The following is a 21508-nucleotide window of genomic DNA, read 5'->3' on the forward strand; positions in this document are numbered from 1 at the left end:
TGTTTTTAATTAAATTGGGAATATGATATTAAGCCACTTTCTATATAGTAATTCTCCTCATTACTTATACTCATTTCGTTTTCTTTACTTATCTTTTTAGAAAGAAAGCAAAAGATGTTATTAGTTAATCGTATAATCCGCTAACTTATGTACCATTAACGTCTTACATAATTCAATTAATTTTCAACAAACGCATGAAACCTTATCTCTCCAAACGTCAGTTTCTTAAAAACCTTACAGGTGTCGCCGTTTTATCGCAGACTAATTTAACAGATTTAATACAACGCCATGAACATTTACCTGCGGAAAAGTTAGCAGCAGATGAACAGTTTTGGACAAAAATCAAAGAGGCATACGACGTTCCCAAGGACTTTATTCATTTGGAAAATGGCTATTATTCTATGGCTTCCAAACCAGTGATGCAAAAATATTTGGCGCATATTCAGGCTGTCAATAAAGTATCCTCGTATTACATGCGAACTCGTCAGTTTGATGATAAAATGATTTCTCGAAAAAAATTAGCAGAGTTGTTGGGTTGCTCACACGAAGAGTTAATAATTACAAGAAATACGACTGAGTCATTAGATACTATTATTGCAGGTTTTGATTGGAAAACGGGTGACGAAGCGCTCATGGCAGAACATGATTATGGCGCCATGTTAGATATGTTTAAGCTCCAAGCCAAACGCCATGGTTTGACTAATAAAGTGATTTCAGTACCCTTACATCCCAAATCAGATGAGGAAATTGTGGAGGTTTACGAAAAAGCAATTAATTCCAAAACTCGCATATTGATGGTTTGTCATTTGATCAATATTACTGGACAAATTTTACCCATTAAAAAAATCACTGAAATGGCACATCGACATGGAGTGGAGGTAATGGTAGATGGCGCTCATGCTTTTGCTCATTTGAACTTTAAAATAGACGATTTAGGAGGCGTAGATTACTATGGAAGTAGTTTGCACAAATGGTTAGGAAATCCACTAGGAGCGGGTATTTTGTATGTTCGTAAAGACAAAATAAAATCCGTTTGGCAAATGATTGGCGATATGGGTTATAACGATGAAGATATTAGAAAACTTAATCACACAGGTACGCACCCTGTGGCTACAGACTTGGCGATTGTAGATGCCATCGAATTCCATAATATGATTGGGATTACCAGAAAAGAGGCGAGATTAAGATATTTACAAGAATACTGGACGAAAAAAGTACGTAATATACCCAATATCATTGTGAATACCCCTGAGGAGTCACATAGAGCCTGTGGTATTGCCAATGTAGGAATCAAAGGAATGAACCCTGCGGACTTGGCTAAAAAACTAATGGAAGAATATAAAATTTTTACCGTAGCTATCGGTTATGCAGGAGTTTTTGGTGTAAGAGTTACGCCTCATTTATACATTACTACCAAAGATTTGGATGCTTTTGTAGAGGCTTTGAAGCAATTGGCTAAAATGTAAAAAGTATTAATACAAAATAAAATTGAATTAATAGGCTTTAAGCGGTGAGCCGTAGGCATTAGGCTAAAAAGGTTTATCTATTTCGTGAGAAGTACTTTTTGACTTTTAGCCTAAAGCCTAGAACTAAAAGCGGGTAAAATTATTTTAATTTTGCCTACTAACCTAAGCTGTAGTGATGAATTATGAAGGTATAAGCTTATTTTACATGATTACGCTTTACAGCATATTGCTTAGAGCCTAGAGCGAGTAAAATATATTTTATTTTGCCCACTAACTTAGTTTTCAAAGTTTTACATTCACAATTCATCACTTACAATTCATCATTATTCGATAGTCTATCTGAATGAAATGATTAGCCGATAGCCACCAATTCAATGTCAAAAATCAAATCTTTTCCAGCTAATGGGTGGTTTGCATCCAATGTAATGTGTGTATCTGTAACTTCTGTTACCACTACTGGCATTACTTGACCAGTACCATCTTGATGCATATTCAACTGCATACCTACTTCGTAAGGAATATCAGCAGGAATTTCGTTGCGAGGGAACATCGCCATATACTCAGGATTTACTGGACCGTATGCCTCTTCTACTGGAATATTAACTGTTTTTTTGTCTCCGATAGTCATACCAGTAATACCATTATCGAAACCAGCAATCACCATACCAGTACCTAGTTCAAATACTAAAGGCTCACGACCTTCTGAGCTATCGAAAATAGTACCATCTGTTAATTTACCTGTGTAATGGACGCTAACTTTATCGCCCGATTTTGCTTGTGCCATTTTGATTGTTTATTATATAATTGAGAGTATATTTTGTCTTGCAACAAACTCCTTTTTACTCAAAGATGGTAGTTTATTTTCAAAAATTAAAATATCAGTAAAGGAAGTTGATTGGAAACAGACGAGAAGATTTGTATTTTGTTGATTTACAGTGAATTACTTAGAGGCAGTAGGCTGATTGATGAATAGTGTATGATTATTAAAATAAGTAATAGAATAATTCAAGGAAAACATTGGCAAAGCTTCAAGCTTTGCCAATATCAATGAGTTGTTAAATCGTCTTATGATTTTCCATCTGAGCCATGATTTTATCTGCATCAAGTGCAGCGCAAGAACCACATCCTTTACTACAACCTGCTGTGCTTTTTGGGTTAAAATTATTCCAAACCAATCGCACTAAATAGGCGATAGCAGCAAGAAAAATAAGTGCTATAATGATATTTTCCATTGTGTGACGAGTTAAGATTGACGAGTTTTGAGTTCGAAAAAAGGGTAGTTTGAAAATTATTAGCTTATCTCTATTTTCAAATCTTCAAATCCACATATCTTCAAATCACTTACCTATTTCCAGTGTTTTTGAATCACCTCTTTCAACTCATGAAACGTACCACAAGCAGCAATTAGTTCACGGCCAAAGATAAAATCGTCACCACCTTTAAAATCACTCACAATTCCGCCTGCTTCTTGCACAATGAGTGTTCCTGCTGCGACATCCCAAGGTTTGAGGTTGTATTCAAAAAAGCCTTCAAAGCGTCCACAGGCTGTATAAACCAAATCAACAGCCGCCGAACCCATACGACGTAAACCATGTGATTTTTGCATCAGTTCTTTCAAAATAGCCAGATATTGGTCTGTTTGTTTGAAGTCATAATATGGAAACCCCGTTGCCAATAGGCTATCTTTCAGTTGATTAGCCGAAGAGACTTTGATGGGTTTTCCATCTAAATAAGCGCCACCACCTAACCAAGCAGTAAAACATTCTTCACGATTGATTTCCATTACAACACCGCTTACAATTTTGTCATGGTGCATAAGCGCAATCGAAATCGCAAAAACGGGCAAACCGTGCATATAATTCGTGGTACCATCTACGGGGTCAACTATCCAAGCATATTCTTGGTCTTCAGTGCGTTCGGCTGTGCCTTCTTCGGCAATAAATCCAGCTTCGGGTAAAATCTGTCTGAGTCCTTCTACCAAACGAATTTCAGTTTCTTTATCAACATACGAAACCAAATCGTTGAGTCCTTTGTATTCGATACTATCTCTCGAAAATTCAGAAGCGGCTTCTTTCACAAACAAAGCTGTTTTGCGAGTCAATAAAGCCACCTGTTCGGTAATGTGTTGTAGGTTCATTTTTTTGAGTTGAGAGGGGATAGGCATTAGGCAATAGTTCAAAAAGAATAATGCAAATCCCTCTTTTATTTTTAATTTAAAAAAACTCTTGCCTCCTTGCCTTTTTGCCTGATGCCTCTCACATTAGTTTTTCTCCAATCTAAACTAATTAGGCTTTGTCGCTGTTAGTTTTTTAGGATAAGGTTTATTAATAACTTTGTCAAAGATAGTAAAAGTTTGAGAGGACTTTGAGCTTTCTATAATCGATAATAGACTATAATTTTAATTTTTCTGAACATTGAGAAAAGAAGAAAAAAGCGGGCAAATTTTTGATTTTGAGATATTAAGACGCATTTACGGATTTTTACAACCCTATAAGGTACGTTTTTGGTCTTTGGTGGTTTTGATTATGGTAATGGCCTGTGTGGTACCACTCAATCCCTTATTGATTCGTCATACGATTGATAACGAAATCGCTCGTGGCGATTATAACGGATTATCTTTGATGCTATTGGCTATGCTTGGGGTATTACTGTTGCAAGGTTTCTTGCAATTTGTGACATCTTATATGGCTGGCTGGTTAGGACAAACTGTGATTCGAGACATTCGTGTGGCATTGTATGAAAAAATTCTTCATTTAAGACTCAAGTTTTTTGACGATACTCCAATCGGTCGCTTGGTGACTCGTACCGTTTCAGATATAGAAACACTCAACGACGTTTTCTCGGAAGGTTTGGCATCAATCGCTGGCGATATTTTGCAATTGGTGTTAATTACGGGAGTCATGTTTTATACCGACTGGCGTTTGACACTTATTTGTTTAATGACAGTTCCTTTCATGGTGGTTTCGACCTATATTTTTAAAGAATATATCAAGAAATCATTCAATGAGGTACGTATTGCAGTATCAAACCTAAACTCCTTTGTGCAGGAACATATCACAGGGATGAATATCGTACAGGCATTTAGTGCTGAAGAGTTGGAGTATAAAAAGTTTGTGGCAATAAATCAAACACACCGTGATGCCAATATTCGTTCAATTTGGGCGTATTCGGTGTATTTCCCTGTAGCCGATGTAATTTTGGCGGCAGGAACGGGGCTGATAGTTTGGTTTGGTTCAAAACAGATTCTCAATCATGATATAACTTTGGGGACGCTTACGGCATTTATCATGTTTATGAACTTGTTTTTCCGTCCAATTCGTTTTTTGGCTGACCGTTTTAATACTTTACAAATGGGTATAGTATCAACTGAGCGTATTTTGAAATTATTGGATTCGGATGAATACGTTGCCAACAACGGCTCGTACAGCGCCAATGATTTGAAAGGTAATGTCAAGTTTGAAAATGTTTGGTTTGCTTATAACGACGAGGAATATGTATTGAAAGATATTTCCTTTGAGGTAAAACAAGGTGAAACCATTGCGCTTGTAGGTGCAACGGGGGCAGGGAAATCATCAACGATTAACCTTTTGAGTCGTTTTTATGAAATCAATAAAGGGAAAATTTTCATTGATGGTCGTGATCTGCATGAATACGAATTGCAAAGTTTAAGAAGTAAAATAGGTGTGGTATTGCAAGATGTTTTCTTGTTTTCGAATACCATTGAGAACAATATCACGCTTGGAGATAAGTCGATTACAAGAGAAAAAATCATTGAAGCAGCCAAATTAGTAGGAGCACACGATTTTATTGAAAGACTCCCAGATGGATATGACTATAATGTAATGGAACGTGGTGCAACTTTATCTGTAGGTCAGCGACAATTGATTTCCTTTGTGCGTGCGCTTGTACATGACCCTAAAGTGATTGTGTTAGATGAGGCAACTTCGTCAGTAGACACAGAAACTGAAGAAATGATTCAAAATGCTATTGCGAAATTAATGAAAGGTCGCACTGCCATCGTAATTGCACACCGTTTGTCAACCATTCAAAATGCCAATAAAATTTTGGTGTTAGATAAAGGTGAAATCAAGGAGGAGGGAACTCACGAAAGTTTATTGGAAAAAGATGGTTGGTATGCCCAATTGCACAAAATGCAGTTTTTAGCAACCCAAACACATTAGATTTGGGAATGCTGATTGTAGATTGCGTAATTTTGAAAGGTATGGTAAATTCCGAATGGTGTGTGGCCTAAGTCGCACTCCATTTGGAAAAGCTCTAAAATGTCAAGCAATTATTGACTATTAATCAAGCAAAAAGGCGGTTGAAAAATAATTTCAACCGCCTTTTTGCTACTATTATTTTAGCTTTAGACGTAAAGTATTACGTCTCTACAAGTGTGGAATGGAGATAAAAAATAAACTCTCAATTGAATGCAAATCCGAAATCAAACATCCCAAACCCGCAATCGAACTTATCCTACGTATTTAGTCTCTTTGAGTTTGCCTGCTACCAACATGAAAACTATGGTACTAGCAAACATTAACCCTGTAAAGAACCAGAAATAAGAAGCACCATCTAATTGAGCTAAGAAACCACCTTTAGCGATATTGCCGTTTACCAAAGCAACGCCTAAGTTTCCAATGGATACCGCAGAATACCAAATCGCAGTCATGGTACTTTTCATTGATTTTGGAGAGTTGGTATAAGCATATTCCAAACCTGTGATAGATACTAAAATTTCGCCCCAAGCCAATACCAAGTAAGCCAAAATTTGCCACCATACCGATGGATGACCACCTGCATCAATGCTTGTTTGTATCAAAGAAATAATCACAAATGAAATCGCTGTTAAGAGGAAACCAGCGCCTAAACGACGAAGTGGCGTAGTTTTTATGCCCAATTTTTCGAAGAAAGGATACACTACATAAGTAAATACAGGAATAAAACTTACTAAGAATATAGGGTTCAATACCTGTACTTGTTCTGGTAGGAATGTATAACCTAAGCCTGTGTTTAGGTCTAATTTTTTAGCTTGTAACACCCATTCTGCTAAGTTTTGATCCCACAAGGCCCAGAAGATTGGGATAAAGGCAAATACTGCCAAAACTCTATAAACGGCTTTTACACCTTCTACCTTTTCATGATCATACTCTGCTTTAGATACGTCCAGCCAGCTTTCACCTTCTTTTTTAGCACTTGTGTGCGTTAAGGCATAATAAGTAATATATACAAAGTTGTTACGATTGATACCTGATGGAGGTACATGCACATATTTCTTTCTTCCCGAGAAAAATACCACAGTCGCAATCGCCATTAAAATACCAGGAACCCCAAAAGCCCATGCAGCGCCAACTGAATCGTTTATTTCTGGAATCACGATGTTCGATACTACCGAGCCCGCATTGATAGCGAAATAAAACCAGCTATATGCTTTTGTCATTAAATGCTCGTTACTTTTGTCAAATTGGTCACCCACATTAGCTGACACACATGACTTGATACCTCCTGCGCCACAGGCGATAATTAAAAGACCTAATGAAAACATTTGTAAGTCGTTTTCAAATAATGCTAAAGTCAAGTGTCCAAAACAATAAAGAATTGAAATGTAAAAAATTACCTTGTATTTTCCGAAAAACCAGTCAGCTACCAAGCCCCCAATCATGGGCATAAAATACGCCAAAGCCACAAACATGTGAACCATTTCGTTGGATTTTGCTTCGGCAACTTTTTGAAGTAAAGGGTTTCCGCTAGGGTTGAAGAACTGTGCAACTAAGAAAGTGGAGAGGATAGAGCGCATACCGTAAAAGCTAAAACGCTCGGCTGCTTCGTTACCCAAGATATAAGGAATCGCTTTGGGAAACGTACCTTTCTTTTCTTCTTTGAGGGCTTCGTTAGAATGATTTGAAGTCATATATTTTTAAATCTTTGTGCCAAAAAAATAGTTTTAGGATTCGTGGTTGCTATTTTATTGGCTGTAAATAGTTTGTTTTTGTTAAGTGAATATAATGTTTTTGTTTTAGACTGCTACCGTTCTACTTTTATTATTTAACTCTATGTTAAATCTTGGGGTAGAAGGGCGTCTGTATATCCTGCTAATCGACTTAAAGGTTGTATCTTGTATATACAAAACAAAGTCAATTGAAAAGATAGTAGCAACAGATAAACCTGCTGTAGTAAAGTCTAAAATCACTGTTTTTGATGAAAAAAACATTCTAAGTTAAACCTATCTGAGCGGAATACCAACTTTTTGCTAGGGCTAGGCTTAAATTATGAGTTGTATTTACAGAAAAACACAAAAACATACTTTTGCATAAAAAGGTATTAATCAAATAATTAATTAAACTTTTTAGGGTGGGATGGTAGTGGTACGAATTTTTTTTTTCAAAATTTCGAATTTGATTTCAATTATCTGGGTTTAGTAGGAAAGTTTTGGAAAGATTTTTTATATTCGTGAAACATTTGTGGAACACTCTTTGTAAATCTCCTTCGAAAGAGAGATATTTGAAGGTAGATTGAGTTATTCCTTATTGGTTATTCAGGATTTGTAATTCTGTCAATCATATTACCATCGGCTGTATAACTAATAATCAGTAACTGAAACAAGTAACTCAAAAAATCAAATGGGGAAAGTAATTGCGATTGCCAACCAAAAAGGAGGAGTTGGTAAAACTACTACCACTATCAACTTAGCAGCAAGTCTTGCCGCACTAGAATTTAGGACGCTTATTGTCGACGCTGATCCTCAAGCAAACTCTACATCGGGTTTGGGCTATAATCCTAAAGAAATCCAAAACTCGATTTATGAGTGCATGGTAGATGGGGTGCAGGTACAAGATATTATCATCGAGACGGATTTGCCTTACTTACATTTGATTCCGTCACATATCGACTTGGTAGGTGCCGAAATTGAAATGATTAATCTTCGCGACCGCGAACAGCGTATGAAAGAATGCCTTCAAACGGTATTGCACGAGTACGATTTCGTGATTGTTGACTGTTCGCCTTCACTAGGTTTGATTACGATCAATGCCCTTACGGCAGCAGATTCAGTAATTATTCCTGTTCAATGCGAATACTTTGCCCTCGAAGGCTTAGGTAAATTGTTGAATACCGTTAAGATTATTCAATCTAGACTCAACACGGCTTTGACCATCGAAGGTATCTTGTTGACTATGTACGATTTGCGTGTTCGCCTATCAAACCAAGTGGTTGCAGAAGTTACTTCACACTTCCAAAGCATGGTATTCAACACTATTATTCCTCGAAACATCCGTTTGTCGGAATCACCTAGTTTTGGTGTACCAGCTATTGCGCATGATTCGGAAAGTAAGGGAGCCATTAGTTACTTAAACCTTGCTAGAGAAATCTTAGCTAAAAATGGCTATGTAAATCAGGAATAGATTTGTGGAGAAAATGTTGAATACAATAACTTCTTTTCTTGGAAAAAACTATTTATCTGTTTATTGGAATAACAACATTGTAAGATATTCTTACTACAAATTAGCGCCAATATACATTTGTACTTATTAACTTTTATACCATGAGTAAAATGGAATTACCTGCAAAAAAACGTGTTGGACTTGGCAGAGGCTTAGGAGCTTTGTTACAGGACTCAGATTCAGTTAATGGTGTAAATAATACCAGACCAAGTAACCCTACACCCATCGAGCGCCCTCAACGCTTGGAGCAAATTAGCTCGATGAACGAAATTTCGGTAGATGCTATCGAGACCAACCCGTATCAACCGCGTACTCATTTTGATGAGGAGGCTCTCAACGAATTGGCCGACTCAATCCGTGTACAAGGTATTATTCAACCCATTACGGTTCGTCAAATAGGTCCGAATAAATATCAGCTTATTTCGGGTGAGCGTCGTTTGCAAGCGTCTAAACGTGCGGGATTACGCATGATTCCTGCGTATGTACGTACCGCAGACGATCAGCAAATGTTAGAAATGGCTTTGATTGAAAACATTCAACGCGAAAACCTGAATGCTATCGAAATTGCCTTGAGTTATCAACGTTTGATTACCGAATGCAGCCTTAAACAAGAAGAACTTGGTGATAGAGTAGGCAAAAACCGTACGACTGTCAACAACTATATTCGTTTGTTGAAACTTCCTGATGTAATTCAGGTAGCTTTGCGTGACAATAAAATCTCAATGGGACACGCTCGTGCTATTATCAACATCGACAATCGTGAGCATCAATTATCTATTTTTAACAAAACCATCGCCGAAGAATGGTCTGTTCGTAAAGTAGAGGAGGCTGTAAGAGAATTGTCAAACGCCAAATTAATGGCAGAAGGTGTTGATAAAAAAGGCGGAGTAAAACAAGAAATAAGAAGCCTCCAATTTAGACTTCAAGCTTACTTTGGTTCAAAAGTAACTGTAAAAGCGGATGATAAAGGCAAAGGTGAAATCAAAATTCCATTTACTTCGCAAGAAGAGTTAGACAAAATTTTGCTATCAATTAAGGCATAACTCTGGTCGATTTTCCAACAATTGTTTTGTTAAATCTTGTTAAGGCATTGAATACAAAGATATTTTGGATGAACTTTGCAAGAAATTTTGACTAGAATACGCATGAAACAAATACAAAGAGTATGGCTTTTGAGTATTGTTTGTTTGCTGACAAGCTTTTTTGTACAAGCACAAACCTTAAAAGTAGATACCATTCAGATACCAAAGGAAGACTTAGCAAAAGTGTCAAAGTCTTTAGATACAGGGAAAAAGCAATATAAGATTATTCCAAGAATTGCCACTATTCGTTCAGCAATGGTACCAGGATGGGGGCAAATTTATAATCGTCAATATTGGAAGTTACCGATTTTGGCAGCAGGTTTTGGAGTGAATATTTATTTTATTATTCACAATAATGAAAATTATCAATTGTTTCGATCCAATTATCAAGAGCTTACTGCTAAGGGCTTAACAAGTGTTCCAGTAACCTACAATGGTATCACTCGTGATATGACGGCCGCACAACTAAAAGCTGGAACCCAATATTATCATCGTTATCGTGATACTGCTATTTTGTTTGTGTTGGTAATATGGGCAGCTAATATTATAGATGCCAATGTAACAGCGCACTTAAAAACCTTTGATTTGACTGATGATATTTCGATGAAAGTACAGCCCGCAGTGACGACTCCTTTTATGAATAGTCCTGTTTTTGGAGCTAAAATCACACTTGCTTTGAAATAAAAATGAATTTAAAATTTTCACATAAATAGTCTTAATTAACATGAATATTGTTCTTCTCGGCTATGGCAAAATGGGTAAAGTAATAGAGAAGATTGCTCTGAGCCGAGGTCATAACATAGTAGCACGAATCGACGTAAATAACCGTAGCGAATTTGATGCTCTTACTGCTGCTGATGTAGATGCAGTAATTGAATTTAGCCATCCTCTTTCAGCATACGACAACGTAAAATCTTGTATTGAAAAAGGGATTCCAGTTGTATCGGGAACGACAGGTTGGCTAGAAAAAAAGCCTGAATTGGAGGCATTAACATTGGAAAAAGGGAGTGCATTCTTCTGGTCTTCAAATTATTCAATTGGCGTTAACATATTCTTTAAGTTGAATAAAATGTTAGCAAAATTGATAAGTCCTCAAAAGCAATATAGCGTAAGCACAACCGAGATTCATCATACCGAAAAGAAAGATTCTCCAAGTGGAACGGCTATCACGATTGCCGAAGGGTTAATTGAAAATCTTGCTGGTAAAGAAAAGTGGATTAATAACGAAATTCCTGCTGAAAACGAAGTGGCAATTTGGTCGGCTCGTGAAGGTAAAGTACCAGGAACACATATCGTTAAATATATTTCTGATATAGATCAAATCGAAATTTTGCACCAAGCACATGGTCGTGAAGGTTTTGCATTAGGCGCAGTGATTGCAGCAGAATGGATTGCTGACAAAAAAGGTGTATTCGGTATGGACGATTTGTTAGCAGAATAAAAGCATTCAAAAGCACTAAGTAATACCCCGTAGCATTACTTAGTGCTTTTATTTTGTCAAGGTTTGAAAAATAAATTCATGGAGATGTAATTCTAGGGAAACAATGACGACTTATTGTGTAAAAGCTTAGCTACATAACCATCAAAGAAATTTAAGATTTTTGTAAAATGTCTGAAAAAAAGCCTGTTAAAAAGTCAGCCTTTCGTGAGTGGGTTGATTCTGTTGTGTTCGCAGTTGTTGCTGCTACTTTGATTCGTTTCTTCTTTTTCGAAGCCTATACGATTCCAACTTCATCTATGGAAAGTAGCTTGATGGTTGGTGATTTTTTGTTTGTTAGTAAGCTTCACTATGGTGTGCGTACTCCTAAAACACCTTTGCAAGTTCCGTTGACTCACCAAAAAATTTGGGGTACAGATTTACCTTCATACTTGACATGGTTAGATCTTCCTATTTATCGTTTGCCAGGTTTTTCTGAGGTAACCAAAGGCGATGCGGTTGTTTTCAATGTGCCAAATTATTCACTAGATGGCGATGCTCCAGTTGATTTAAAGACCTATTATATCAAACGTTGTGTTGCTACTGCTGGAGATTTAATTGAAATTAAAAATACACAGTTGTACATCAATGGCAAACCTGCTACTAATCCTGCCAAGATGCAACATGGTTATATTCTTAAAACTACAAAAGAAATTACAGATGTAAAACCTTTTGAAGAATTGAGTATATACAACGGTATTGATGCAATGGGACATGAAAATAATAACTTGGTAGGACCTTATCAAGGAGATTCTTCAGATACGAAGAAGGGCTATTTTGTATATGTTGTGAATACTTTTGAATCAAATATTGCTAAATTGAAGCAATTGGATGGTGTCAAAGAAATCACTCCTATTATTTCTCCAAAAGGCGAACGTATGGAAGTTGGACCAAATATTATTCACCAAGAAGATGCGCCAATGAGTTCAGCACTTTATAACTGGAATCGTGATAATTTTGGACCGATTCAAGTGCCAAAAGCTGGTTTGACAATCCAATTGGATTCAATGAATATCGATAAGTATAAGTATGTTATCAAGTATTATGAAGGGAATAAAAATGTTGTTATCGAAAATTATAAAGTAAGTATCGATGGCAAGCCTGTTACTTCTTATACCTTCAAGCAAGATTATTATTTTATGATGGGAGACAACCGTCACAATTCTGAAGATTCAAGATTCTTCGGCTTTGTTCCTGCTGATCATATTGTTGGTAAAGCTGTATTTATCTGGATGTCACTTGATCCAAACAAATCATTCTTGAGTAAAATTCGTTGGAACAGATTATTCAGATTTGTTGAATAGAAATAAGATTTCAAGTATTGATTTACTAGAAAAGTATATATAAAAAGGGCTGACTCTACACTGAGTCAGCCCTTTTTATATATGAAGTTGGTTTTATTCAACATAGAGAACCAAACCTTTCAAATAACTTCCTTCTGGATGGAAGAAATTAACAGGGTGGTCTGATGGTTGCGTCAAATGGTGTAATACTCTCACTTGTCGCCCAGCCTCTAGTGCTGCCGAAACAACTGTATTGTAAAACAATTCTCTATCTACAACTTGAGAGCATGAGAACGTAAACAAAATACCACCTTTGCCCAAACGCTTAAAACCTTCCATATTCAAACGCTTATAACCTTGCACAGCACGGTGACGAGCATCCATACTTTTGGCATAAGCAGGAGGGTCAAGAACAATTAAGTCATAAAATTGGTCATTTGCTTTCAGATATTTCATAACATCTTCAGCGTAAGCTTCGTGACTGTTGGCGTTTTTGTCTCCAAAGTTTGCCTCTACGTTCTGATTTACCAAGTCAATGGCTTTTTGAGAAACGTCCACCGAGTGTACCAACGTAGCTCCTTCGTTGAGGGCATAAATTGAAAAACCACCTGAATAGCAAAAAGAGTTCAATACCTTTCGTCCTTTAGCATAACGAGCCAATAAGGCACGATTGTCGCGCTGGTCAAGGAAGAAACCTGTTTTTTGTCCTGTTTCCCAGTTAATCAAAAACGTATGACCATTTTCTTTAGCTGGATGAGGCACCGAACATGTTCCGATTAAATACCCATTTTTTTGATTTGCGGCATATTGAGGAGGTAAAGTTTCAACGCTTTTATCATAAATCGCAACTAAAGTATCACCCAATGCTCTTTTGATAGCGTTAGCCAATTTATGACGCTCTAGGTGCATACCAATGCTATGAGCTTGCAAAACTGCTACGCCATTATAAATATCTACAATAAGCCCAGGACAACCATCGCCTTCGCCATGAATCAAACGAAAACAATTGGTTTGTTCAAAGTCGATTAATTTTCGTACTTCAAAAGCTTGCGTCATTTTGTTGTACCAAAATTCTTCGTCAGCTTCTGTTTTTTCAAATGAAAATATTTTTACAGCAATACTTCCCTCATGATAATGACCCGTAGCTAAAAAACTACCTTCAAAGTCTAGTACATCTACCACTTGCCCGTCTGTTGGTTCTCCTAAAATCTGAGAAATTGCCCCAGAAAATACCCAAGGGTGAAAACGCTTTACGGGTAATTCTTTACCTGCATTCAATACAACCGCAGGTTTATCCAAACTAAGATGACTTAAATCTGCCTTTGCAGCAGGCTTACCAGTCTTATGATTAGGCTGATTTTTTCTACGAAAATCGCTATTTTTTCTAAATTGATTTTTCATAGTACAAAGGTAGAAGATAAATTGTCTGAATTGAAGCAAAATTATAGACTTGCGTAATTTTCAGTTTCTTCTCATATAATGTCTGAATAAATCTGTCTCTAATAATATTTTTACTCGTTTTCTTCTCTGGCTGAAAAAAGTCGTTTGAGCCAAGAACTTGCCTCTTTCTTGTCAGCTATTTGTAATGAATCGCTTAAGTTTTGTTGGGATAAATCGTTCAAATTGGGTTGCCCTGCGTCTATCCAACAAGTGTACCAAAAATCTCCAAGCATTTTTACAGTTGCCTGCATTTGTCGCTCTACTTGATGATTGAGAAGGTTATGATAAGTTTGACTATAGAATTGAGAATAAGTCCTTGTATTTATCGCATTTCGTTCATCAACACTAAATTGCTTATTGGGTGGAATACGAGCTTGTATTGCTTTTTCAAATCGAAAAACTGAGTCCAAACAAGCATTGGCAGCTCTTATATGTGCCCAAATACGTTTTTGTGGAGATTTTACGTATGCTGCTTTTCCCACAAAAAAATCATATTCCTTAGAAAAAAGCTCAGGAAGCCTTGATTCCCATAGCCCATGAATGCCAATTTGTTGTGTTTTTTGTCCATTATAATTAGAGGTAGTATGCAGAGGAACATTGGAGTCTCCGATATAATGTCCAATTTCTGCCGAACATTTTAGGATTAGAGGTAAATTTCTAGATTCAAATGCTTTGGTAAGGCGATATTTCATAAACTGAATATGCCAAGGTACAATCCCATGTTTTTTAAGGGTATCTTCGGTGAATTTTTCCACGACTTGCTCCCAAGGTTTTTGTAAATGAAAAAAAGCACTGTCGCCATAATAGTCTAAGTCAATAAAATGCCTTGGAGCTTCATCAGGAATGGCATAGCGTCGTTTGTCTGGGTCAACAGCATGTTCGACAATATACCCAAGATGTTTTTTGTAAAAAACAATCATTTCTGGTGGGAGTGTAAAAACCGCAAGCCGATTGATGAGTTGATGCCCAAAAAATCCCCAACGAGCAATTTGGACTGAATTAGCAGGAAAGGAGTAGCCATAAAGCATAAGAAGTAACAAACTTCGTACAAATAGTGTAGGTTGCATGTGAGAACTATTTAAATAAGATGAATAAACTGATTAAAGTTACAGGGCTAATCTTGGAAATACAATTTATTTCAACGACATTTGCACCGCAAAAATCAATTTTTCAATTAATATTGAGTAAATTATTGGTAAATCTGAAAAGAAAATACTACAATTAGGTTGTGGAAGTCTAACTTTTTCTGTACCTTTGCACTTCAATTTAGAAAACCAATATTATTCGGGAAATAAAAATGGCAAATCACAAATCAGCGTTAAAAAGAATTAGAGCGAACGAAGCTAAAAGATTGCGTAACCGTTACCAGCACAAGACTACTCGTACAATGGTAAAACGTTTACGTGAAACTAACGATAAAGCAGTAGCTTCTGAACTCTATAAGAAAGTTTCTTCAGCTTTAGACAAATTGGCTAAGAAGAACATTATTCACAAAAATAAAGCTTCTAACTTGAAATCAAAGTTAGCTAAGTTGGTGAGTAAGGTAGCTGCTTAATCAGCTTCAAAATACTAAGTCTAGAAAGGGTCTCATTTTCGAATGAGACCCTTTTTGTATGATTAATACCCTTTAGGCTATAAGCCGTAGGCGTTAGGCAAAAATGTATTCATGGTTCTTTAAAAACATTTTTTAACTTACAGTCCTAGAGTTAAAAGTTGGAAAGTATTTCTCATGAAATAATAAAAGCTTTTTTGTCTAAAGCCTACGGCTTAAAGTGTAATGATACAATCTTCTTCTGCACGATTACTTATGTATTAATTATTTTGAAGTAAAAGCATAAATACTAAAGTTTCAAGAAAAATACGAGTGATTACAATACTTTTCTACATATTTACCTAAAAAAATATAGTAAATATATTCACCTATGTCATCATATTCTAGCGAACACCTCAATATCAAAGAGTGGGCTGAGGAAGACCGTCCACGCGAAAAATTACTTCTTAAAGGAAAAGCGGCACTTTCTGATGCAGAGCTATTAGGTATTCTTATTGCTTCGGGTATTCAAAAGCTAACCGCAGTTGATATTGCCAAATTGATATTGCAAAGTGTCAATGGAGATTTGAACCAATTGGCGCGACTTACCGTCAAAGAGCTTGCCAAGTTTAAAGGTATCGGTGAAGCAAAAGCAATTACGATTGTGAGCGCTCTGGAGTTGGGGCGAAGACGAAAAGAAGCTGAAACTCCTAAAAGACCTAGAATTACCTCTTCTAATGATGCGTATCAAGTATTGAAGCCTTATATGTTGGATTTGGCACATGAAGAGTTTTGGGTGATATTACTTAATCGAGCCAATCAAGTGATACGTTGTCAGAGCATTAGCTCAGGAGGAGTGGCTGGGACAGTTGCTGACCCTAAATTGATTTTTAAACTTGCTTTAGAGAATCTGGCTAGTGCTATGATTCTTTCTCACAATCATCCTTCAGGAAATACTGCTCCAAGTCAGGCAGATAAAGATTTGACCAAAAAAATGGTAGAAGCTGGAAAGTTTTTGGATATGCCTGTTTTAGATCATTTAATTTTTACGGATAAAACCTATTTGAGTTTTGCCGATGAAGGTATTTTATAGTAGCCCCACAAAAGTATAAACAATGGTGGTCGAATAAGTTCGCACTGGAACTAGAACCGAAATACCTCTAATTTCATATTGAAGAGGAACTCCTGTTCTTCCCAATAGTCCTGAGAAAAGAGATACGTCGGAGCTTCCTAGTAAATTATAACTACCAACTCCCGAAGGGCTTATAGTAGCAAGAAGTACAGGGGTACCATCGCCCGTTTTTCGTACATACAACTCTAATCTACTATCCCAAAGTGTATCTTGTTTCTTGGCTCTAACTTCATAAGTCAAAAGTGTACTGATATTCATTAAGGATTGATTGGTTGCGCTGGTCATATTGGTACTATAATTGAGCCCCGCAGTAGTGATATTACTTGCAGGTACGGTAACAGACCATGAAGTACCTCCCGATTGAATACTAATACTTTGTGAGATTCCTTTTTGTTTTTCAGCAAAAAAGAAAAATAACAAGATGAGATAATATGATAAATTTCTGAGCATAGATTAAAACGTTTAGCCTTAATTATCAACTAAAGTATATGTAACCGAAAATGAGCTTGTTCCTGAGCGTAGCTGTTGATAGCTACTCACGCTCAAGGTGTAAGTAAGGTTATATCCTGTGTTTGAGCCACTTCCTGTATAAGCTCCACCAATATTATTGACAATCGTATTGCTGGATGTCGATAAAGTAACAGTACCAGAAGATGAGCCTACAGTGCCTGTACTTGTTACGGCAGTTCCTGCTGCTACCGTGAGTTGTAAGCCATTTGGTACGGTTCCTCCCGAAATTTGTGCTGTAATTCTTCTTGAAGCACTTGGTACTACTGCTGAGCTAAAATTGAGCCATTTTGTGTTATTTGTCAAAGTCGTAAGGGCTCCTCCTGCGGTAGCTGGAGTTGAAAAACTAAATGAAATAGAGTTGCTATTAGGACTTAATTTTAACAATGCCACAGAGTTTAAAGTAATGCCTACAGACACTGTCGACTGAGCACGAATATGTACACTTAGGAATAACAAAATCAATATTTTAGTAAATAATAGCAGTTTCATCATGTAGATTTTTGTTGTTTTTTGGTCATTGTTATAAATCACGATTCATACTCTATGAGCCAATTATCAAGGGTTTTTGTTCTGTAATCTTATCTGAAAACTTTTACTACCATATACCAATTTTCGCTGGAGTGATTGTAAGCCAATGGCGATATCAATTGTTTTGCTGGGATTAACCTGCACGTTTTGATTAGCATCTATAAGCTGAAAAGCACTTTGATTGTTGACAAGCCATGCCGATAAATTCCAAGAACCTGGCATTATATCACTAAAACTAAATTCGCCAAGAGCATTAACTTTGGTAGTAATAGAACCTTGGTCATTTTGTATTTTGATAAAGATAGTAGGAAATACCAAAGTGCTATCGATTTTTCGGTTTCCATTTTGGTCTATTAATTGAACAATCCCATTGATTTGTCCAGTTCGGGCAAGGTTTAACTGCAAAGTATGAATACTGTCATTTTTGACTTGAACTTCTATTGGACCTCGAGGTGTAACCGAAATATTGAAATAGTTGGGATTAGGTTCTACTCTAAAAATATATTTGTCAGGAATAATTTTATTAAAAGTAAACTTACCACTGGCATCAGTCAGCACTTTTTTTTCACCTAAAGAAACCATCACATTTCCTACCGAAAGTGTGTTGTCAGAACTTGTCAATTGTCCAATCACTGTACCTTGGCGTTTGTCTTTAGCTATAGGTAAATGTATTTTTAAGGTATATTTCAGTGAAAAATAAATAGCATCTCGATTAATATTTCCTAGATTGATAGCCTGAGGAATAAAAGATTGCCCAACGATAAGACTCAAAGCATGGTGTTTAAAATCTAGAATGAGGTTTCCTGTTAAATAACTTTGTGTTTGGACAAGAGCTTCAGGCGTAAAATTATTGCGGTAGGTTGCCATAGCATTAAGCCATGGACGAATATTAAGTCTAAACGAACCCCCATAAAAATAGTAATTGGTATTGCTATTGGTTGCAGAATATTTGCTAGTATAAAGATGCTCAAAAATTCCTCCTAGCCAAAGAGAAGGAATAAGTCGAATTTGAGGATTTATGGCATTTGAAAAAGATGCTTTAATGATATTTTCATCATCAGGAATTAGAAGGTTTTCGGCATTGCCCCATCTACCATTATAGGCTAGTGCAAATTTTTCTCCGTTGTAGTCATAACCTATTCCTCCAAATGACTCTTTATAATAAAAAGATTTTGGTTCTAAGCGATCCTCCCTTTCAAGAATATTATAACTTAGTCTCAACATACTTTTATAATTGAATCGGTAGTTCAATTGTCCAATTAGACTTTTGAGATAGGGCGAAGAATTATATACCAACAGGTCGAAAGATGGATTTATTCTCGTAAGATTATGGCTTATGCCTAATGAAAGATGATTATTAATGGTAAAATTAATCGAGCTGAAGGCTTGCCAACCGCTCTTATAAAATCCATAAAAGTTTTTTCCTGCATAAATCAGATTACTTGATATATTAATCCATTTGTTGTACCAATTAAAATTGTTCTGAATAGCATAATCTGTCCCATTTGCAGAAATACTTTGTGCCAATTCGGTTTCCCAATGCACTTTTTCTGTGTTGATACTTGAAAACACATTCACGATGTTAGCTTCAAAAGACTGATTTTTGAGTAAAACACCTTTGTGTTGATAGCCTGCTGTAAGAAAATTATTTTTTGAATAATACCAAGATACATTACCTCCTAATTGATAGTCGAGGTCAGATTCAAAACGAGGTTTTGCATAATAGAAACTTGTTCCTATTGCTTGATTTCGCCAATCTATTTTTGCACCTCTACTGAATCGACCAAACTCTAATAAATTAGAAAGTCTTAAATTATAGTCGCCTAATTGTACAGACAAGGCTTTTTTGAAATCATATTTCATCGAATATATCTCATACGAACCAATCATGGGGATTTGAAATTGGTTGGGTCCATGTGCAATAAAGTCGACATAATGCTTGCTCGAAAAATCTAAAAATCCTTTGCCTCTCACATCAAATTGGTAAGCTGAAGTAGACAAAGAGCCTTGCTTAGTACCTATATAAACACCTCCAACCTCCAAAGGAAACTTCAGCCATGAGTTATCTTCTTTACGAGTGATGCCATACACAGGGATTGATATAACACTAATGAGAGTGGTATCTTTGGTTTTGAGCGATAGAATTGGATTATAATTCCAGTTTCCTTGGTTGGTGGTTTGAATAATATGCCTTGTCAAGATGGTGAAGTTTTCATTAGCACTTATTGGAATATCTAGGGTATCTTTTTGACTAAATATTTTTCCTTGATTCAGACCTATGGTTGCTTTTTCAAGAATATTTCCTGCGTTTTGAATCGAAAAGGAAATATTTAGTGTATCTCCTTCCTTAACAAAATCAGGAAGATTCATCGGAGTAATCGTCAGTTGGTGAACCTTTCTGATAGTAATCGGAAAATTAGCAATGGATTGTGCTTGATACTGAAAGACAAAATAATAAGGACGAATCGCTACTTTATTGGGACATACCATCGTTTGAACAAACCTACTTGTACTATCATTGATGGGTATTTGCTTGGTCAAAATCGTTGCCCAATTGGGAGGCGAAATTAATTGAACGGGTACAATGCCTTGTTTTACTGGATGCTTGACATCACAAAAAATCGTGAAGTGTTCGCCTGGAGAAATATCAGTGGGATATTTTAAATGTTGAATTTTGGGCAATATTTGTCCGTGCACTTTGTTCAAAGCACCAAGCATCTCTAATACTAGAAATAGAATAAAGATTTTGTGGGATAATATGTACTTGAGGTAACACATTGATTAACTTAGGCATACGTTACTCAATTGATAATTCAAGATTGGATGCAAATAAATCAGTGCCATTATCGGCAATCAAAATTCCTTCGTATTTTCCTTTGTGTAACCCCACAATATCCACTTCAAAGGTATTGCATTTACCTTGGTAAATTCTTCTAGACAAACTTTCAAATATTTTGATCTTTTCGCCTTTATCATTATATATCTCTAACGACACCTTGGTTTTAGCTGAAAAACGACCTTCATTTTTGAGAGAAACAACTACTTGACTATTTGAAAGTTGTTGATTTTTAGTATTGTAGCGAACATCTAAAAAAGAAAGTTTAGGACTTTCAAATGCACCTTTATTAGCAATAATCTGAATAGCATACCTAACTTTTGAGTTGATACTTACCCCTGAAGGGTCGCTACTTGTAATTGGGTCGGCAGCTTCAATCATAATGACAGACCAGTAACTTCCATTTGAGGAGCTTTGAGGTAATGCTATAGAATAGGGCAAGTCAAATTCTTCTTTAGGGGCTAGTGTTTTTTCAGATAAAGGAGATGATAGATAACGCGTTAATGAATACGAGTGGGTTGGTGTACTCGAAAAATTAGATTCTTGACCACAAGCAAGTAAATACTCTTGTTTATAAATTAGAATTTTGACAGGGGTATCAGCATCATTTTTTAGTTTGATAACACCATTCGCCTGAGCAGATTCTCCTAAAATGGCATGTTCATGGGTGAGTCCATTCAAAATTAAAATGTTTGAAAATCCAGTTAAGGAATATAAAATAATCGTCCAGCACAAAGCCCACTTAATGAGATGATTCATAAGCAAAAAAATTAATATGGGTACG

At 36.3% G+C, this 21508-nt stretch carries 19 protein-coding genes; 9 read left to right on the forward strand and 10 right to left on the reverse strand.

The features are described from left to right. Positions 1 to 194: 194 nt before the first annotated feature. Positions 195 to 1466, forward strand: a complete 1272-nt coding sequence (locus QM491_RS14675; RefSeq protein WP_283328239.1) for an aminotransferase class V-fold PLP-dependent enzyme — start codon at positions 195 to 197, stop codon at positions 1464 to 1466. Between the two features lie 352 nt (positions 1467 to 1818). On the opposite strand, the gene QM491_RS14680 is transcribed toward QM491_RS14675, so the two are convergent. From QM491_RS14680 to QM491_RS14690, 3 genes are all read right to left on the reverse strand, one after another. Then, positions 1819 to 2250, reverse strand: coding sequence for an FKBP-type peptidyl-prolyl cis-trans isomerase (locus QM491_RS14680; RefSeq protein WP_283328240.1), 432 nt, complete (start codon positions 2248 to 2250; stop codon positions 1819 to 1821). 271 nt (positions 2251 to 2521) lie between these two features. Further along, positions 2522 to 2698, reverse strand: coding sequence for a FeoB-associated Cys-rich membrane protein (locus QM491_RS14685; protein WP_283328241.1), 177 nt, complete (start codon positions 2696 to 2698; stop codon positions 2522 to 2524). A gap of 113 nt (positions 2699 to 2811) precedes the next feature. Next, complete coding sequence (locus tag QM491_RS14690) at positions 2812 to 3603, reverse strand: inositol monophosphatase family protein (protein WP_283328242.1); 792 nt, start codon at positions 3601 to 3603, stop codon at positions 2812 to 2814. Positions 3604 to 3880: 277 nt separating this feature from the next. Between QM491_RS14690 and QM491_RS14695 the strand changes: the two genes are divergently transcribed. Then, positions 3881 to 5647 carry an ABC transporter ATP-binding protein gene (locus QM491_RS14695; protein WP_166549169.1) on the forward strand — a complete coding sequence of 589 codons (1767 nt, stop codon included), beginning with the start codon at positions 3881 to 3883 and terminating at the stop codon, positions 5645 to 5647. 290 nt (positions 5648 to 5937) lie between these two features. Here the strand turns inward: QM491_RS14695 and QM491_RS14700 are convergent, their stop codons facing one another. Beyond that, the gene (locus tag QM491_RS14700; RefSeq protein ID WP_283328243.1) at positions 5938 to 7377 is read right to left on the reverse strand and encodes a POT family MFS transporter; all 1440 of its coding nucleotides are present in this window, start codon (positions 7375 to 7377) and stop codon (positions 5938 to 5940) included. A gap of 709 nt (positions 7378 to 8086) precedes the next feature. On the opposite strand from QM491_RS14700, the gene QM491_RS14705 reads away from it, so the two are divergent. The 5 genes from QM491_RS14705 to lepB all read left to right on the forward strand — a co-directional run bounded on the left by QM491_RS14705 (position 8087) and on the right by lepB (position 12768). Beyond that, positions 8087 to 8866 (forward strand): ParA family protein, encoded by a 780-nt coding sequence (locus QM491_RS14705; RefSeq protein WP_095162408.1) that lies wholly within the window; start codon positions 8087 to 8089, stop codon positions 8864 to 8866. 140 nt (positions 8867 to 9006) lie between these two features. Beyond that, entirely contained in the window at positions 9007 to 9948 is a 942-nt protein-coding gene (locus tag QM491_RS14710) for a ParB/RepB/Spo0J family partition protein (RefSeq protein ID WP_283328244.1), read from the forward strand. 102 nt (positions 9949 to 10050) lie between these two features. After that, positions 10051 to 10671, forward strand: coding sequence for a DUF5683 domain-containing protein (locus QM491_RS14715; RefSeq protein ID WP_283328245.1), 621 nt, complete (start codon positions 10051 to 10053; stop codon positions 10669 to 10671). 40 nt (positions 10672 to 10711) lie between these two features. Then, the gene (gene dapB / locus QM491_RS14720) at positions 10712 to 11428 is read left to right on the forward strand and encodes a 4-hydroxy-tetrahydrodipicolinate reductase (RefSeq protein WP_283328246.1); all 717 of its coding nucleotides are present in this window, start codon (positions 10712 to 10714) and stop codon (positions 11426 to 11428) included. 167 nt (positions 11429 to 11595) lie between these two features. Continuing rightward, a complete protein-coding gene (lepB, locus tag QM491_RS14725; RefSeq protein WP_283328247.1) occupies positions 11596 to 12768 on the forward strand; it encodes a signal peptidase I in 1173 nt (390 codons plus the stop codon). Between the two features lie 93 nt (positions 12769 to 12861). On the opposite strand, the gene QM491_RS14730 is transcribed toward lepB, so the two are convergent. Further along, positions 12862 to 14046 (reverse strand): class I SAM-dependent rRNA methyltransferase, encoded by a 1185-nt coding sequence (locus tag QM491_RS14730; RefSeq protein WP_374761262.1) that lies wholly within the window; start codon positions 14044 to 14046, stop codon positions 12862 to 12864. Positions 14047 to 14258: 212 nt separating this feature from the next. After that, positions 14259 to 15254, reverse strand: a complete 996-nt coding sequence (locus QM491_RS14735) for a zinc dependent phospholipase C family protein (RefSeq protein WP_283328249.1) — start codon at positions 15252 to 15254, stop codon at positions 14259 to 14261. 230 nt (positions 15255 to 15484) lie between these two features. Here QM491_RS14735 and rpsT point away from each other — a divergent pair, with 230 nt between their 5' ends. After that, positions 15485 to 15742, forward strand: coding sequence for a 30S ribosomal protein S20 (gene rpsT / locus QM491_RS14740; RefSeq protein ID WP_095162422.1), 258 nt, complete (start codon positions 15485 to 15487; stop codon positions 15740 to 15742). Positions 15743 to 16109: 367 nt separating this feature from the next. After that, a complete protein-coding gene (gene radC / locus QM491_RS14745) occupies positions 16110 to 16811 on the forward strand; it encodes a RadC family protein (protein ID WP_283328250.1) in 702 nt (233 codons plus the stop codon). Here radC and QM491_RS14750 read toward each other — a convergent pair. The 4 genes from QM491_RS14750 to QM491_RS14765 all read right to left on the reverse strand — a co-directional run bounded on the left by QM491_RS14750 (position 16806) and on the right by QM491_RS14765 (position 21483). Then, positions 16806 to 17300, reverse strand: coding sequence for a hypothetical protein (locus QM491_RS14750; protein ID WP_283328251.1), 495 nt, complete (start codon positions 17298 to 17300; stop codon positions 16806 to 16808). The two genes, radC and QM491_RS14750, sit on opposite strands and share 6 nt — an antisense overlap. Positions 17301 to 17318: 18 nt before the next feature. Beyond that, positions 17319 to 17852 carry a hypothetical protein gene (locus QM491_RS14755; protein WP_283328252.1) on the reverse strand — a complete coding sequence of 178 codons (534 nt, stop codon included), beginning with the start codon at positions 17850 to 17852 and terminating at the stop codon, positions 17319 to 17321. 63 nt (positions 17853 to 17915) lie between these two features. Further along, positions 17916 to 20570 (reverse strand): MSCRAMM family protein, encoded by a 2655-nt coding sequence (locus QM491_RS14760; protein ID WP_283328253.1) that lies wholly within the window; start codon positions 20568 to 20570, stop codon positions 17916 to 17918. 115 nt (positions 20571 to 20685) lie between these two features. Continuing rightward, a complete protein-coding gene (locus QM491_RS14765; RefSeq protein WP_283328254.1) occupies positions 20686 to 21483 on the reverse strand; it encodes a hypothetical protein in 798 nt (265 codons plus the stop codon). Positions 21484 to 21508 lie beyond the last annotated feature (25 nt).

It is taken from the genome of Flectobacillus longus (genome assembly GCF_030056705.1).
Taxonomy (GTDB): domain Bacteria; phylum Bacteroidota; class Bacteroidia; order Cytophagales; family Spirosomataceae; genus Flectobacillus; species Flectobacillus longus.

What these genes read in the sequence shown, in the direction of transcription:
- QM491_RS14675 (WP_283328239.1), top strand. Translation starts at nt 195, where the DNA reads ATGAAACCTTATCTCTCCAAACGTCAGTTTCTTAAAAACCTTACAGGT.
- QM491_RS14680 (WP_283328240.1), bottom strand. Translation starts at nt 2,250, where the DNA reads ATGGCACAAGCAAAATCGGGCGATAAAGTTAGCGTCCATTACACAGGT.
- QM491_RS14685 (WP_283328241.1), bottom strand. Translation starts at nt 2,698, where the DNA reads ATGGAAAATATCATTATAGCACTTATTTTTCTTGCTGCTATCGCCTAT.
- QM491_RS14690 (WP_283328242.1), bottom strand. Translation starts at nt 3,603, where the DNA reads ATGAACCTACAACACATTACCGAACAGGTGGCTTTATTGACTCGCAAA.
- QM491_RS14700 (WP_283328243.1), bottom strand. Translation starts at nt 7,377, where the DNA reads ATGACTTCAAATCATTCTAACGAAGCCCTCAAAGAAGAAAAGAAAGGT.
- QM491_RS14705 (WP_095162408.1), top strand. Translation starts at nt 8,087, where the DNA reads ATGGGGAAAGTAATTGCGATTGCCAACCAAAAAGGAGGAGTTGGTAAA.
- QM491_RS14710 (WP_283328244.1), top strand. Translation starts at nt 9,007, where the DNA reads ATGAGTAAAATGGAATTACCTGCAAAAAAACGTGTTGGACTTGGCAGA.
- QM491_RS14715 (WP_283328245.1), top strand. Translation starts at nt 10,051, where the DNA reads ATGAAACAAATACAAAGAGTATGGCTTTTGAGTATTGTTTGTTTGCTG.
- dapB (WP_283328246.1), top strand. Translation starts at nt 10,712, where the DNA reads ATGAATATTGTTCTTCTCGGCTATGGCAAAATGGGTAAAGTAATAGAG.
- lepB (WP_283328247.1), top strand. Translation starts at nt 11,596, where the DNA reads ATGTCTGAAAAAAAGCCTGTTAAAAAGTCAGCCTTTCGTGAGTGGGTT.
- QM491_RS14735 (WP_283328249.1), bottom strand. Translation starts at nt 15,254, where the DNA reads ATGCAACCTACACTATTTGTACGAAGTTTGTTACTTCTTATGCTTTAT.
- rpsT (WP_095162422.1), top strand. Translation starts at nt 15,485, where the DNA reads ATGGCAAATCACAAATCAGCGTTAAAAAGAATTAGAGCGAACGAAGCT.
- radC (WP_283328250.1), top strand. Translation starts at nt 16,110, where the DNA reads ATGTCATCATATTCTAGCGAACACCTCAATATCAAAGAGTGGGCTGAG.
- QM491_RS14750 (WP_283328251.1), bottom strand. Translation starts at nt 17,300, where the DNA reads ATGCTCAGAAATTTATCATATTATCTCATCTTGTTATTTTTCTTTTTT.
- QM491_RS14755 (WP_283328252.1), bottom strand. Translation starts at nt 17,852, where the DNA reads ATGATGAAACTGCTATTATTTACTAAAATATTGATTTTGTTATTCCTA.
- QM491_RS14765 (WP_283328254.1), bottom strand. Translation starts at nt 21,483, where the DNA reads ATGAATCATCTCATTAAGTGGGCTTTGTGCTGGACGATTATTTTATAT.